This is a genomic window from Cyclobacterium xiamenense (assembly GCF_042140265.1).
GTDB lineage: Bacteria > Bacteroidota > Bacteroidia > Cytophagales > Cyclobacteriaceae > Cyclobacterium > Cyclobacterium xiamenense_A.
Genome location: NZ_CP159481.1, coordinates 1,812,707 through 1,828,132 on the forward strand (window position 1 = coordinate 1,812,707; position 15,426 = coordinate 1,828,132).

At 48.0% G+C, this 15,426-nt stretch carries 13 protein-coding genes; 9 read left to right on the forward strand and 4 right to left on the reverse strand.

The genetic code is table 11. The features are described 5' to 3' along the window. Positions 1-194 precede the first annotated feature (194 nt). The 6 genes from ABWH99_RS07740 (at position 195) to ABWH99_RS07765 (ending at position 8,193) form a co-directional block, all read left to right on the forward strand. On the forward strand, positions 195-1,790 hold the full coding sequence (locus tag ABWH99_RS07740; protein ID WP_375585714.1) for a transcriptional regulator: 1,596 nt from the start codon (positions 195-197) through the stop codon (positions 1,788-1,790). Between the two features lie 50 nt (positions 1,791-1,840). After that, a complete protein-coding gene (pyrR, locus tag ABWH99_RS07745) occupies positions 1,841-2,389 on the forward strand; it encodes a bifunctional pyr operon transcriptional regulator/uracil phosphoribosyltransferase PyrR (RefSeq protein ID WP_375585715.1) in 549 nt (182 codons plus the stop codon). 5 nt (positions 2,390-2,394) lie between these two features. After that, positions 2,395-3,318 (forward strand): aspartate carbamoyltransferase catalytic subunit, encoded by a 924-nt coding sequence (locus ABWH99_RS07750; RefSeq protein WP_375585716.1) that lies wholly within the window; start codon positions 2,395-2,397, stop codon positions 3,316-3,318. An 88-nt stretch (positions 3,319-3,406) separates the two neighbouring features. Further along, the gene (locus ABWH99_RS07755) at positions 3,407-4,774 is read left to right on the forward strand and encodes a cystathionine beta-synthase (protein ID WP_375585717.1); all 1,368 of its coding nucleotides are present in this window, start codon (positions 3,407-3,409) and stop codon (positions 4,772-4,774) included. Between the two features lie 34 nt (positions 4,775-4,808). After that, entirely contained in the window at positions 4,809-5,468 is a 660-nt protein-coding gene (locus ABWH99_RS07760) for a hypothetical protein (protein WP_375585718.1), read from the forward strand. 145 nt (positions 5,469-5,613) lie between these two features. Then, complete coding sequence (locus tag ABWH99_RS07765) at positions 5,614-8,193, forward strand: ATP-binding protein (protein ID WP_375585719.1); 2,580 nt, start codon at positions 5,614-5,616, stop codon at positions 8,191-8,193. On the opposite strand, the gene ABWH99_RS07770 is transcribed toward ABWH99_RS07765, so the two are convergent. Continuing rightward, positions 8,190-9,554, reverse strand: coding sequence for a sigma-54-dependent transcriptional regulator (locus ABWH99_RS07770; protein WP_375585720.1), 1,365 nt, complete (start codon positions 9,552-9,554; stop codon positions 8,190-8,192). The genes ABWH99_RS07765 and ABWH99_RS07770 overlap by 4 nt on opposite strands. Positions 9,555-9,651: 97 nt before the next feature. Beyond that, positions 9,652-10,002 carry a hypothetical protein gene (locus ABWH99_RS07775; protein ID WP_375585721.1) on the reverse strand — a complete coding sequence of 117 codons (351 nt, stop codon included), beginning with the start codon at positions 10,000-10,002 and terminating at the stop codon, positions 9,652-9,654. Positions 10,003-10,383: 381 nt separating this feature from the next. Between ABWH99_RS07775 and murI the strand changes: the two genes are divergently transcribed. The 3 genes from murI to ABWH99_RS07790 all read left to right on the forward strand — a co-directional run bounded on the left by murI (position 10,384) and on the right by ABWH99_RS07790 (position 14,292). After that, positions 10,384-11,199, forward strand: coding sequence for a glutamate racemase (gene murI, locus ABWH99_RS07780; RefSeq protein WP_375585722.1), 816 nt, complete (start codon positions 10,384-10,386; stop codon positions 11,197-11,199). 142 nt (positions 11,200-11,341) lie between these two features. After that, positions 11,342-13,225, forward strand: coding sequence for an amidophosphoribosyltransferase (locus ABWH99_RS07785; RefSeq protein WP_375585723.1), 1,884 nt, complete (start codon positions 11,342-11,344; stop codon positions 13,223-13,225). Between the two features lie 17 nt (positions 13,226-13,242). After that, positions 13,243-14,292, forward strand: coding sequence for a M42 family metallopeptidase (locus ABWH99_RS07790; RefSeq protein ID WP_375585724.1), 1,050 nt, complete (start codon positions 13,243-13,245; stop codon positions 14,290-14,292). 35 nt (positions 14,293-14,327) lie between these two features. On the opposite strand, the gene ABWH99_RS07795 is transcribed toward ABWH99_RS07790, so the two are convergent. Continuing rightward, positions 14,328-14,777 carry a hypothetical protein gene (locus tag ABWH99_RS07795; RefSeq protein WP_375585725.1) on the reverse strand — a complete coding sequence of 150 codons (450 nt, stop codon included), beginning with the start codon at positions 14,775-14,777 and terminating at the stop codon, positions 14,328-14,330. Continuing rightward, positions 14,764-15,369, reverse strand: a complete 606-nt coding sequence (locus ABWH99_RS07800; RefSeq protein ID WP_375585726.1) for an ACP phosphodiesterase — start codon at positions 15,367-15,369, stop codon at positions 14,764-14,766. Before ABWH99_RS07800 ends, ABWH99_RS07795 begins: the two co-directional genes overlap by 14 nt. Positions 15,370-15,426 lie beyond the last annotated feature (57 nt).

Consider the following 15,426-nt stretch of genomic DNA (forward strand, 5'->3'; position numbering starts at 1 on the left):
TAGTCTTAACTTAAGCCAGAAATGAAAAACCGGCACTGCCCCAACGACCTGTGACAACGGAATTGGAAATTGCTCCCGACGATTGAACAAATTTGAGGCAATGGGTGTATGTACCAAGTAGAACCGGATTGCACCGCAAGCGCACCGCTACCAAAAAAATCAGGGTGCGTTTACCCAGCAAAATATCACCAATTATGAATAAAATACCCTTACATATAGCCTTTGTCGGGTTGCTGTTTTTTTTGCTCACCAGGGTTGAGGCCCAGGTTCAATTTACCCAACGGTTGGAAGTAGAAACGGACTGGGGGGACGATGATTTTTTCGTATTGCCCAGAGAAGGGGGGATGGTCGCCTTCCGCATGAAGTCGGAAACACCCTATGGTAGAAAAGATAAATTTCAATACCTGGTGTCTGACTTTCAACTACGGTCGGAATTTTCCCGTCTGGTCAGCCTGGATGGCTATTACGAATTGGTGGGCTTCGATCTGGACAAAGAGTTTTTATACGTGCTTTTTAATAAAGGCTCTCAATACGATTCGGAGATGGCCATTTTTGAAATCAATCTGGAAAATCAGCAGCTTCGTGAGTTGGAGCTGAACAGCATTTTAGAAATGGAACTGCAGGATTTTCTGGTGTTTAACAAGCAGGCAGTATTTCTGGGCAAATACGATTTCCGCCCCGTAATACAGATTTTTGACATCGTAAGCCAGGAGGTAATTACGGTGCCAGGGCTGTTTGAAAAAGACGCGCGAATCTTGCAAATGAGAAAAGATCCGGACCTGAACATCTTCGACGTGGTCATGAGCCGGCGTGATTTTTACAAGAAGAAGATCGTATCGGTGCTTACCTTTGACACTAACGGAAATAAGCTTCGGGAGGTTAAAATTGACGATCTGGGAGATCCTTCCATGGAGATCGTGGAAGGCTTGCTGACCTCCTCTCACAACTACAAGCAAGCACTTATCGGTCCGTACGGTCTGCGACGAAAGGAGGCCTACCAGGGGCTTTATTTCACCCGAATCAACGAATTCGGCGAATACGAAAACACGTTTTATACCGTACCTGATTTCGAAAATTTTTACAACTATTTACCCGAGAAAGCCAGGGAACGAAAGCTTAAAAAGGTGGAAAGAAGCCTCAATCGGGACAAAAATATTCCGATTCGAAACGTGATCGTAACCCGGGAAATCAATGCGGCCGATGGCTACTATCTGGTGTACAACGACCTGTTTATTTCCTCTTCCTCCAGAGCGATCCCCAGAGACGGTATGTATGCCAGTAATTTTTACCGGCTTAACCCCATGATGGGCGGGTACGGGGGCTTGTTCAATCCACTGTGGATGGATCCCCGGTTTCGCAATACACAGGTAAGTAACCAATACAAATACCTGGCGGCCCAGTTTATCCTTTTGGATGCCGAAGGCAAGATCATCTGGGACAACACCGTGAATTTAAACAGCGACAGCAAGGCGGAACCGATCAAGTATGGAGAAGTGAGTTTTAACGGACGAACCCTTTTTTATATGTACCTGGATGAAACCAGCCTGATCTTAAGTCAGATCAATGACGGGGAGCTGGTCATGGAAAACGAATCGTTTGAAATCGAGCTAATCCGGGAAAATGAACGGATCGCCAGTACAAAGGAAAACACCTTGCAGCTGCAATGGTGGTATGCCGACTATTACTTGCTAAGTGGTAAACAACGGATCCGGTACCAAGACGAAGACGGACGCGTACAAAGCCGCGACGTAAACTTTTTCACCAAAATTAAAGTGGATGATTTCTTATAGGCCGGAGCGCCTCCCGCAAATAATTTCTATATTTGCCTCAAATTTCAATCATGCAAAAGCGACTCGTTCTTGACCAAAAGCAGATTTCCATCACCATCAGCCGGTTTTGTCATCAATTGATAGAAAATCACGACGATTTTGAAAACACGGTGTTGCTGGGTCTGCAGCCCAGGGGTGCCTTGGTGCTGGACAGGATCATTCAACGCATGCAGGAAATTCGCCAGCTCCGTCTTCGTTATGGCTACCTGGACGCAACGTTTCATCGGGATGATTTTAGGAGAAGGGATCTGCCGCTCCGAGCAAACGAGACAAAGATTGATTTTTTGATTGAAAACAGGAAAGTCATTTTAGTTGACGACGTGCTTTACAAAGGGAGATCGGCCCGGGCAGCAATGGATGCGATGATCGCTTTTGGTAGGCCTCAAAAGGTAGAGTTGATGGTATTGATAGACAGGAAGTATACCCGAGATTTCCCCATTCAGCCAGATTATTTTGGGCGGCAGGTCAATACACTCGAAAGTCAGTACGTTAGTGTGGAATGGCAATCGCAAGGATTTCCCGAAGACGCCATCTGGATCACGGAAAAGGAACATAACTAGTACCCATGCAGCAGCTCAGCACCAGACATTTATTAGGCATAGAAAACCTCAGTCCCGGGGATATTGAATTGATTTTTGAAACTGCAGACAACTTTAAAGCCGTACTTAACCGACCCATCAAGAAAGTGCCCTCGCTGCGCGACATTACCATCGCCAACGTGTTTTTTGAAAATTCCACACGGACCAAATTGTCTTTTGAGTTGGCCGAGAAGAGGCTTTCTGCCGATGTGGTGAATTTCGCATCGGGCAGTAGTTCTGTAAAAAAGGGGGAGACCCTGATCGACACGGTAAACAACATTCTGGCCATGAAAGTGGACATGGTGGTAATGCGCCATTCCAGTCCTGGCGCCCCCCATTTTCTTTCGCGACACATCCAGGCCAATATCATAAATGCTGGCGACGGCACCCACGAACACCCTACCCAGGGGCTTCTGGATGCTTTTTCAATCCGGGAGAAACTGGGAGAAGTGGCCGGAAAGAAAGTGGCCATCATCGGCGATATACTGCACTCGCGGGTAGCCCTTTCAAATATCTTCTGCCTGCAAAAATTAGGGGCAGAGGTAATGGTCTGCGGGCCCGCCACCCTGCTGCCCAGGTACATCCGGGAGCTAGGCGTGCAGGTGGAGCAGGATGTTTTCCGTGCCCTCCAGTGGTGCGATGTAGCCAACGTGCTGCGGATTCAATTGGAGCGACAGCAAATCAAGTATTTTCCTTCCCTGAGGGAATATTCCCTGTACTACGGGATTAGTAAAAAACTCCTCAACCGACTGGATAAGGAAATTGTCATTATGCATCCCGGACCCATTAATCGGGGAGTAGAACTAAACTCTGACGTAGCGGACTCTGAGCACTCCATTATTCTGCAGCAAGTGGAAAACGGCGTTGCCATCCGCATGGCTGTTTTGTACTTATTGGCGGCGCAACGATAACAAGGGTTTTGCAGGGAAGGACCTATTCCCACAGCGCCTTCGTTCTTTCGCTATTTTTCGTAAATTGATAAAAAAAAATCACAGGGGCATGATTTACAACTCTATCATCGAAACCATCGGAAACACCCCGCTCATTCGGCTAAACACCTTGAATAAGGGAATCGCGGGGGAAATACTGGTGAAGGTCGAGTATTTTAATCCCGGAAATTCCATGAAAGACCGTATGGCTGTAAAAATGGTGGAAGATGCCGAGAAAGAGGGGATTCTCAAGCCGGGAGGCACCATCATTGAAGGTACCAGTGGCAATACCGGAATGGGGCTTGCATTGGCAGCGATCGCAAAGGGTTACAAATGCATCTTTACCATGGCCGACAAACAATCCCGCGAAAAGATTGATATTCTGAAGGCAGTAGGGGCAGAAGTGATTGTTTGTCCTACGAATGTCGCCCCGGACGACCCGCGCTCGTATTATTCCGTAGCGAAAAAGCTAAATGAAGATATCCCTAACTCGTTTTATCCCAACCAATACGATAACCTTTCCAATTGGAAGGCGCATTACGAGACTACCGGGCCTGAAATCTGGAGGGACACCGAAGGGAGCATCACACACTTTGCCGCCGGGGTGGGTACCGGTGGCTCCATGTCCGGGACATCCCGGTTTTTGAAAGAACAAAACGAAAGGATCCTGTCCATCGGTATCGATACCTATGGCTCCGTATTCAAGAAATTCAAAGAGACGGGAGAATTTGACCAAAACGAGGTGTATCCCTATCTGACGGAAGGGATCGGGGAAGATATTTTGCCCAAAAACGTCGATTTTTCCGTCATCGATCAGTTTATAAAAGTCACCGACAAGGACGCGGCGGTAATGACCCGACGGCTTTCCCGGGAAGAGGGATTATTCGTGGGCTGGTCCTGCGGTTCCGCCGTACACGGCGCCCTGGAATACGCCCGGGAAAATCTGGTGGAGGGAGATGTCATGGTAATTTTGCTACCGGACCATGGCACCCGCTACCTGGGAAAGGTGTACAACGACGATTGGATGCGGAATCACGGGTTTTTGGAAGACAAGACCTATGGTACAGCCCGGGATATCGTGCTTGGCAGAAGCGATACGTACCAACTGGTGGTGGTGCACAAGACCGATAAAATAAAGGATGCCATTGCCCTGATGAACGAGAAGAGTGTTTCCCAAATTCCGGTCATGGAAGAAGGGCAGGTGGTAGGTAGCCTCACGGATAATAAGTTGCTCCTAAAGATAATCGAGAACCCCGGGCTCAAGGACGCTACCGTGGAAAACGTGATGGAGGATTCCATGCATTTTGTGGCTCTGGACAGTACCTTAGACGTACTATCTTCCATGGTAGAAAAAGAAAAAGCGGTTTTAGTACGGGATGAAGCTCATCGCGTACACATCATTACCAAGCACGATATACTCGAAGCAATCACCCGATAAAAAAGAAATAGGTCTAACGCTACTATTTAGAAAAATGGATAAAAACCACCTGGAGGTAATCATCGCGGATACCTTTGACTTTGATATCAGAGAAGCATTCATAAAAAGTTGGGAAACCTTCAAGAAAGTCAAAATCTATTCCATTTCCTTTACCCTGCTTATCCTGGCGATTCAGTTTTTTTTCATGGCGTATGCCCAGGATTTTCTGTTTGTCTTTTCCTTGTTTCTGGCGGGCCCCTTGTTTGCCGGGTTTTACCTGGTAGCCAACAAAATAAGCATCAACGAGCCGGTAATCTACCCGGATTTCTTTAAGGGATTTGGGTATTATATTCCCGTAATATTGGTCTGGATAGTGGGTCAGTTTTTGACCGTACTGGGTATTTTGGCCCTGGTGCTGCCCGGAATTTACCTGATGGTCGCCTACATGTTTGGAGTGTTGATCAGTATCTTCGCAGGTTTGGATTTCTGGAATTCCCTGGAATACAGCCGGCGGATTGTCCATAAACAATGGTTAAAATTCTTTGTTTTTGGATTGTTGCTTGCGGTACTGAATATCGCGGGCGCTTTGCTTTTTGGCCTGGGATTGGTCGTCTCCGTACCTGTCACCTACTACGCTATCTACCACGTATTCGAATCCATTACCCAGCGAGCCGATGTCGATCCGCCGACGGAGGGTGTTTCGGTTTCCGATTAATTCCTGAGCGCTTGGAAGGACCCATTCCTGTCGCAAAAGCAGGTTCGCTTTCAGCTGGTTAAGTATATAATTCTCCAATTTATGGTTACATTTATGCGCGGTAGTACGACTAAAGTCACTGATACCTGTAAAATGAACCACTCTTATGAGATTCAATGCAAGAATAAAAGTAATCCTGGGATTTTTTTTGGCCATTTGCCTGATCGTAGGGGCGGGTGTGCTGACCATCTACAGTGTCAAGCAACTGTTGGCATCGGTAGAATCCCTCGCCGAACCCAACGAAAAGCTGCGGAACCTCAATAAGCTACTGGCAGATATTTATCAATTGGATAAGTCCAGGAGCGTTTTTTCGCAGACCGAAAGCGATACGTCTGAACATGTCAATTATTACGAGCAGATCCAGGAAGAAATACATGGATTGGAAGCCATGGCTGCCGATTCTGCCGAACTGACTCAGATTAAGCGGATCAACTACAGTGTTAACGAACTGATGGTGGTGTACAAAGGGCTGGAAGACGTCAAGAAAAGCTTGTATACCCGGAATTTCAGCAAGGAGGCCCTCAACAATATCGAGCGTAAAATTAAGCGCAAAGAAGAATTGAGCAGGCTACAGAGTTTGGGTAAAATCCGGATAGGAATCAATTCCGGAACCGCCTCGGAAAGCAAGGAGATCGAAGACAAACCCGGAAGAACCAGCAAGGAACAGGTTTCAAGCGGATTACTTGCTGCCGGAGGCAAGCAGGACATGGAAAAAATATTGGCCATGCTTCGCCTGAATCTAAACCGGGTCAATCCGGAGAGCGCCCAACCCCTCTCTGGTTCGGATTCCATCATCTGCGCCGTCCGTCAAATGGTACTTGATATCAACACGGAAGAGCAATTTCTCCGATCTCGGTTGCGGGAATTGGAGCAGGAGCTCAACGAGAAAAATCGGGGACTGATCATCAATATTCAGCGTATCGTAACGTCCCTTCAGGACGAGGCCCTGCTCCAGTCGAAGGCCGAAAACGAATCGGCTTATGCGCTTACCTACAAGCTTTCTTTCCTGTTAGGCTTACTCATAGTCGTAGGCGTCATCGGCTCCTCCGGCTTTATTTTCAGCATCGTGCGGGAGATCGAGAAGTCGGAGACGTATCAGGAAAAACTGGCGGAAGCCAAACGAAGATCGGATAACCTGGCCCGGACCAAGCAGGATTTTCTGGCCAGCATGAGCCATGAAATACGCAATCCCCTCCACGTGATACAGGGGTACAACGACGCCCTGTCAAAGACACCGCTGGACGCCGATCAGCAGGAGTTTGTAAAAATGATTCGCTTCGCCTCGGGTACGCTGCTCGGTATAGTGAATGACATCCTGGATTTTTCCAAGCTTGAAGCAGGAAAGATCAAAATCGAAAAAGGAATCATTGATCCTGTACCCTTCTTTAAAAACCAACATTCCTTTTTCCGGCAGAAAGCGCTGGAAAAAGGAATTGCTTTGGATTTTTCCATCTTGCTCCCCAGAGGCACCTTTTTTCTTGGAGACGAACTGCGTATCAATCAGGTGCTAACCAATCTTCTGTCCAACGCCATTAAATTTACCGATGCAGGAAAGGTGCTGCTTCGCGTGTATTTTCAAGAAAATGGCAGCCGCCTGGTGATACAGGTTTGCGATACAGGCACCGGCATGTCTGCGCAGTTGCAGCGAAACCTGTTCAAAGAATTCAATCAGGGGGATGGAAGTGTATCCCGTAGGTACGGAGGGACCGGTCTGGGTCTGGCAATCGTGAAAAGACTTGTGGATTTGCAGGAAGGGAAAATCGACGTCGCCAGTAAGCCTGGAGAAGGAAGCCAATTCGTCGTTTCGTTACCGACCACCTTGCTGGATAAAAAGGAAGAAACCGAGATACCAAGGATTCAATTAGACCGGATGGAGGGACTTCGTATTCTGGTAGTGGACGACGACGAGATGGGATTGAAATTTGCCGGTTTGATGCTGCGTAATCGCGGGGCGGAGGTTATTGCTTACAGCGGCGGGTTGGATTTTGAAAAAAACTTTGCTCAGGAGGACTTTGACCTGGCCCTTGTAGACATTCAAATGCCCGAAGTGGACGGTTTTCAGGTGCTTTCCCGGATCAGAAGTATGGCGAAGTACCGGGCGACGCCCGTGTTGGCCATGACGGCGAATGTGTTTGCCAGGGAAAGGGAAAGCCTCGCAAAAGAGGGGTTCGAAGGTATTTTGTTGAAACCTTTTAACGAGTCCCAGCTAATTGAGAAAATCACGGCCTGTTTGCGGCAGGTCACCGCTCTGCGGCCGGCGGAGCCTGTTCAGGAAGGTCGGGTTCAGCAAGCGGCAGTGGGCTTGCCAGCCCCCCGGCCAATTGCAGGAAACGACGAAGGGACCGGGTACGACCTTTCGGATATCAAAAAGTTCTGCATGGGGGACGAGACCCTTTTTAAGGATATCCTGGAGGGATTTTATACCCAGACCGGGTTGGATTTGATTCGAATTAACAAAGCAGCAGACGAGGGCGATTACCAAAAGATTCAGGCCATCGCCCACCAGCTTTCCAGTAGGCTGGGGCAACTCAAGATCAAGGAACGAAACATCGCAAAAGCCATCGAATCGCAACTCAAAATGGGAAAAACGGAAGCAATTCAGGAATTGGTATGGGAGTTAACGGAAAAAATAAACGACTTGTTGGAAGACCTGGCGGAGCGGTTTGGCTACGCAGTTGCGGATTAGTCCAGCCCGTATTTTTCCAGTTTGTTGTACAAGGTTTTCCGGTCCATATGGAGCATTTTGGCTGTCTTTGATTTATTGAACTTCATTTCTTCCAGGGTTTTGAGGATCAGGGATTTTTCCTGTTCTTCAAAAGAAGACTTCAGGTCGGTTGCCGAGTAAATATCCTTTCTGACGTAGCCCTCGTTTTCAAGTAATTCGGAGGGAATGGCCTCTTTTTGTACCAGCCCTTCGCCGGTAAGCAACACCGCCCTGCGGACAATATTTTTGAGTTCCCGGAGATTGCCCGGCCAGTGGTATTCCCGAAATATTTCTTCCACCTCGGGACTGAATCCGCTCACGTTTCGCTCCAGACTTTCGTTGCTTTTTTCCAGAAAAAGCCCTGCAAAAAACGGCAGGTCTTCTTTTCTTTCCCGAAGAGGTTGTGCGGTAATGCTGAATTCATTGAGTCGGTGAAAGAGGTCCTCCCGAAATTGGCCCGCTTTGACCAGGTCTTGCAGGTCTTCGTTGGTCGCCACGATGATGCGCACATCCACGGTGATATCTTTGTTGTCTCCAATTTTACGAATTTGTCGCTCCTGTATCGCGCGAAGGAGTTTGATTTGAATTTCGTAACTTAGGTTTCCGATTTCGTCCAGGAAGATCGTTCCTCCGTTTGCATTCTCAAAATGCCCTGTCTTGTGGTCAACGGCCCCGGTAAAGGCACCTTTTACATGACCGAATAGCTCACTTCCGGCAAGCTCCCGGGAAAGGGCACCGCAGTCCACCGCGACGAAGGGTCCACTTGCTCGTTTTGATTTCTGATGGATTCGTTTGGAGATGTATTCTTTACCGGTGCCACTTTCACCCAACACGATGATGCTCAGATCCGTAGGAGCGACCAATTCGATGTGTTTTTCGATTTGCAAGGCACCGCTACTGCTCCCTATCTGATAGCTCAGGTCCAGGGAGTCGGCTCGATGGATGTCCGGTTTGGGTAGTACATCGGGGGTAGGTTTTTTAGGCTCTTTTTTCAATGCCTGAGCCACGGTAAGTAACAGCTCATCAGGATTAATGGGTTTGGTAATGTATTCAAATGCACCCATCTTCATCGATTTTACGGCGGTGCGAATGTCTGAATAATTGGTGATCAGAATGACCGGGGTTTTTGGATAGAGACGCATGACCTGATCCAGCACTTCCATCCCGGTGCCATCGGGAAGCCGGTAATCGGTGATGATCAGGTCCGCTTTGTTTTTTTCGAATGCCTGTAAACCCTCTGCTACTTTCGTACTGCAGCTGAGTTCATACCCGTTTTTTTCCAAAAAATTTTTGATAATTTTTGAATACGTCAGGTCGTCTTCGATCAAAAGGATTTTTGCCATGGGGAGTCAACCAAAGGATGATCAATATAAAACAAAAGCACCGATTTCGCAATCAGTGCTTTCTGGTAATCGTTGGTTTAGCTGTGTTTCGTGTCATTCACTGATTGATAATTACCCCATCCTTGTTGTACAATACCATGATGTTGAAATTATCGCTGTCCAGAAACCAGACATCGTAATAATTGTCGTTCTTCCGGGATATTTTGCGAACAGCCGTGATCTTGAGATCATTGATAAGGCTGTCGGTTTTAATCACGTTTTTCACGGATACAGGCAATTCGTCTGCAGCGATGGTCAGCGTATCTGCTTTGTTGCTAAGGTATACGTTTGCCAGGGCCTTTTGGTTGTGTACCGATGTACTCCTTTTAAGCAAACCACTGAGTAAGGCAAGGATAACCAACACCATTGCCAACAGGGCACCTTTTTGAAAAATCAATTGCAGCTTCATGCGTTCTTTGTTCTTTCAACAGTATTAGCAGGAATTGTGCCACTTCCTATGTTGGCCCCTCCGAAGTAATTAGGGGGCTTGTCTGTGTAAAAACTACCCATGTTGATGCAGCCGCGTACCCGTTGTGGCTACTGAAATATTTTTATATCTTTGTTGCAGTTTAATTTAACGAGTAACTCTTCGCTTGCAGATCCCCGGATGCGTGAATCCGGGGGTTTTATTTAAACGGGGAAATTTTTAAAACGAAATTGAATCTGGATCCGCTAACGAAAAGGCAACCGGCAGTTGGGGTATTTTTCGGCGAGGGGAGAGAATCCCGACATTTTGTTTCAGAATACCTATTCCTGAATAGTATAGCGTTAAAAAATTTGCATGCACGCAATGGGCACGAAAGCACAGGCACCGATAGGGATTTTTGACAGTGGCATCGGGGGATTGACCGTGGCCCGGGAAGTAAAAAAAATTCTCCCCAACGAACAACTCATTTACTTCGGTGACACTGCCCATTTGCCCTATGGTGATAAAAGCACGGCCGCCATTCAGGCCTACTCTATAAAAATAGCGGATGTACTGTTGCAGCAAAACTGCAAGTTGATCCTAATTGCCTGCAATTCGGCCTCCGCAGCGGCCTATGAGCTAGTTAAAGCCTATGTGGCCTCCAAGGCACAGGTCGTAAATGTAATCGACCCGGTGGTGGACTACCTCCGGGAAAACCATGCGGGGCAAAAAGTAGGGCTAATCGGCACCAAACAAACCGTTGGGTCGGGGGTGTATCTGCAAAAAATCAACGCGCTGAACGCAGGTATCCAACTCAAATCCCTGGCAACCCCCTTGCTGGCACCCATGATCGAGGAGGGCTTTCACCTGGAAAATATCAGCAAAGAAATTGTTGCTTCCTACCTTTCTCAGGAGGTGTTGGCGGATATAGAGGCGCTGGTTTTGGGCTGCACCCATTACCCCTTGATCAAGCAGCAAATTCGGGAATATTATGGGGGAAAGGTGGACCTGATCGACGCATCGGAAACGGTTGCAAAGTCGGTGGCCGCTTTTTTGGGGTACCATCAGCTCCTGGCAAAATCCCAATCCGGCGTTGAGGATCGGTTTTTGGTATCCGATTACACGGTGTCCTTTGAAGAGACTACCAAACGATTCTTTGGTAAGCAAATCCGATTGCAAAAATATCCCCTTTGGGAGTAGAATTTCCCCAATAGGTAGCGTTTTTTAATTGAGCGAAACGCTCGGTGGTTTTCTATTTTTTTAATTAAGTTTGCTAGCATTCGGAATTTTATTCCTAAAAAAAGGATTAACTTTGTTCTTTCATTCACGCCGCCAGTAGACTATGAGTGACCAGATCAAACACGAATGTGGGATTGCCCTGATCCGGCTAAGGAAACCGTTACAATATTACATTGACAAATACAAAACGCCCTTTTATGCGGCAAATCGGCTGTACGTGCTGATGCAAAAGCAGATCAACAGGGGGCAGGATGGTGCCGGTATCGCCAATATAAAAATCAATACCCCCCCGGGTACCCGGTACATCAGCAGGTACCGTTCGGTAGAATCGGAAGCGGTCACCAAAATTTTTCAAAAAATAAACAAAAAATACAAAAAGTCGAAAAAAGCGGGAAGCGAGGAGGACCTGATCGATGCCTCGTGGATCAAGGAACACACCGCATTTTCGGGAGAAGTCTGGCTGGGCCACCTTCGGTACGGTACCCACGGCCAAAACAGCATCGAAACCTGTCACCCGTTTTTAAAACAAAACAACTGGCGCAGCCGAAACCTGGTGATGGCGGGAAATTTCAACATGACCAACGTGGAGGAACTCTTTGATAATCTGGTCAAGCTCGGGCAGCACCCCAAAGAAAAGACGGACACAGTCACGGTGATGGAAAAAATCGGCCATTTTTTGGACGAGGAAAATCAGCGCATTTTTGACAAATACAAAGGGCAGTTTACCAACCGGGAGATTACCGAGGTCATCGAACAGGAATTGGATGTGGCCCGGATCCTTCGCAGAAGCTGCCGGGATTTTGATGGAGGCTATGCCATGGCCGGTTTGGTCGGAAACGGGGCGGGATTTGTCGTCCGCGACCCGAGTGGCATTCGCCCTGCCTACTACTATGCTGATGAAGAAATCATCGTCGTGGCTTCCGAGAAACCCCCCATAAAAACGGCCTTTAATATCGATTATCAACAAATCAAGGAGATTCAGCCAGGAAACGCCCTGATTTTTGCCAAGGACGGCTCCTACGCGGAACACGAAATTATCCCGCCCCGCGAGAAAAAGAGCTGTAGCTTTGAGCGAATCTATTTTTCCAGGGGGACCGACCCCGATATCTATCGGGAGCGTAAAAACCTGGGCCGGGCACTTGTCCCCCAAATACTCAAAGCCATCGATTTTGATTTGAAAAATACGGTTTTCTCTTACATACCCAATACGGCGGAAACGGCCTATTACGGGATGATCGAAGGCTTGGAAGACTACCTGAGTGCCAAACGGAGGGAAATTCTAATAGAAGGAAAACCCCATCTGGAAGACCTGGAGGACTTGCTGAATTTCCGGCCTCGGGTGGAGAAATTGGTCAGTAAGGACGTGAAGTTGAGAACCTTTATTACCAACGATTCGGACCGGGACGTGATGGTGTCCAACGTGTACGATACGACCTACGAGGTGATTCGCTCCGGGGTGGATACCATTGTGGTGATTGATGACAGCATTGTCCGGGGTACCACGCTGGAAAAAAGCATTCTCACCACCCTGGACAAACTCAAACCCAAGCGAATCATTATCGTTTCTTCCGCTCCACAAATCCGGTTTCCGGACTGTTACGGGATCGATATGTCCCGCATGCGGGATTTTGTGGCTTTCCGGGCAGTAGTGGAACTACTTCGGGAACGGGACATGGAGCACGTCCTGGACCAGGTGTACGACCAATGCCTCGCCAATCCGGATGCCGAGGAGAATTTTGTCAAAGCCATCTACGAACCTTTTTCCGACCAGGAGATTTCCGATAAAATTGCTGAAATCATTACCTCGGAGAGCATCGACGCGGATGTACATGTGATTTACCAAACCGTGCATAACCTGCACCTCTCCTGTCCTGGTCACCGGGGCGATTGGTACTTCACCGGGGATTTTCCCACCGAGGGCGGTATGCGTGTGGTAAACAAGGCCTTTGTCAACTACATGGAAGGCAAAGTGATCCGGGCCTATTGATCTAAAAATAGCAGCGAATGATAAACGTAGCGTTACTAAAGCAAATCTGTGAATTGCCGGGGGCACCCGGTTTTGAGAAGAAAATCCGTGATTTCATTCTATCTGAAGTAAAAGACCTGGTGGACGAACTGAAGGTCGATAATCTGGGTAACGTGATCGCGGTCAGGAAAGGTAAGCGAAACCCCGAAAACAAGCGGGTGATGGTGGCTGCTCATATGGACGAGATCGGTTTTATCGTCACCCATATCGACGAAAATGGGTTTTTGCGCTTTCATCCCCTGGGGGGCTTTGATCCCAAAACATTGACCGCACAGCGGGTACTTGTCCACGGCAAAAAGGACCTGATCGGCGTAATGGGGAGCAAGCCCATTCACGTGATGACCGCGGAGGAAAAAACCAAACTGCCCAAGCTTACCGACTATTTCATCGACCTGGGAATGGACAAGGCCGAGGTGGAAAAATGGGTACAGGTAGGCGATCCCATTACCCGGGAACGGGAACTGGTGGAAATGGGCAATTGCGTGAATTGCAAATCCATTGATAACCGAATCGCGGTTTTTATCCTGCTGGAGACCCTGCGGGAATTGGAATCTCCCGCCTATGACGTGTACGCGACCTTTACCGTGCAGGAAGAGGTGGGGCTTCGGGGAGCACAGGTATCCGCTCACCACATCAATCCGGATTTTGGAATTGCCTTGGACACCACCATTGCCTTTGATCTGCCCGGAGCCGCGGCCCACGAGAAAATCACCGAACTAGGTAAGGGCACCGCCATCAAAATCATGGATGCTTCTGCCATCTGTGACTACCGGATGGTACAGTTTATGAAAGAAACGGCCAGCAAGAACGGTATCCCTTTTCAAACCGAAATACTAACGGCCGGAGGTACCGATACGGCCGGTGTGCAGCGAATGGGAAAGCAGGGAGCCATTGCGGGAGCGATTTCTATCCCGACCCGACACCTGCATCAAGTGATCGAGATGGCCAATAAAGCCGATGTAGCGGGGAGCATTCGCCTGCTTCGCGCCTGCCTGGAAGAAATGGATGCCTTTGATTGGCAACCTTAAGGGCGCCGCCTTCAGGTAATCGGCACCGGAACCGATCAGTTTTTTACCCGCTTTTTGGCAGCTTTTCGGTACAAGTACTTTTTTAGTTCGTCGTAGCCCAGGTGTTCCTGATTGCTTAGGGAAAAGGAGTATTTGTCGGAAAAAACCAGGATTAGCTGCCTGAAGGTGCGCTGATTGGCGGTTACTTCTTCTTCCTGCCAGGCTAGCAGCTCTTGAATGGGATACGTTTTTCGTTGCCCTTTGAGCGGCATCCAAAGGACAATTTGCTCCTTTCCGGCGGCCAAAAACTTGTATCCTGCCATCATTTTCACCAAGATCAATAACAGCACCACGGTCAGTAAGCTGCTTCCGATCAGGTAAAAGAGCAAGGGAAATTCCCGACTTCGGTAAAAATCGTTTAGCAAGAAGACCAGCCCCGACGCTAAAGCCAGAACAATCAGGCTGAGGATCAGGTAGGTACTTTTTTTGGGTTTACAGTGAATCATATTCCTGCTGCAGTTTGGCCAGTTTTTCCTTTGAAAAAACAATTAATTCCTCAAAAAATTGTTTGAAACTTTCGTCATAAAAGGCATAGTCCGCCTGCAGATATGCCGGGGCACGTTCCATGTTGGAATGAAAAGTGGTGCGGTACGAAAGTCCTGTGAACGAGCGTTGGAGCCCTTCCATGGTGCCGTAGGCCGCCAGCCAGTTTTCCCGTTTCATGTAGGTAAACGGTGCCAGAAATTTCTTGGGCAGGATCGCTTCGTGCGCTTCGATTACCTCGTATACCCAGCCGGTAAATTCGAGAATGCTCCGTTCGTCGTAGTCGTTCCAGTTTCGCGACAAGAAATGATCAAAAAACATGTCGGTGATGACCAGTGAATACCGGCCGAAATTGGGTTTGAGCCGCTCCTGTGTTTTTTTTACCAGCGGGTGGCTGTCTGTAAATGCGTCAATCTCCCGATGAAGTAAAATCCCTCTCACGATTGCTGTTTCAAACTGCTCCTCCAGTTTTCCCCTGACAAAGTCTCCGATAAAATTTCCCACCAACACTTTGGGGTCATTGAAGGATAAATATGCATGCGCAAGAAAATTCACCGGATCTTCAACTATTTTTTTACTGGTTAATAGAATGATTTTCTTAATCTTTGCCTG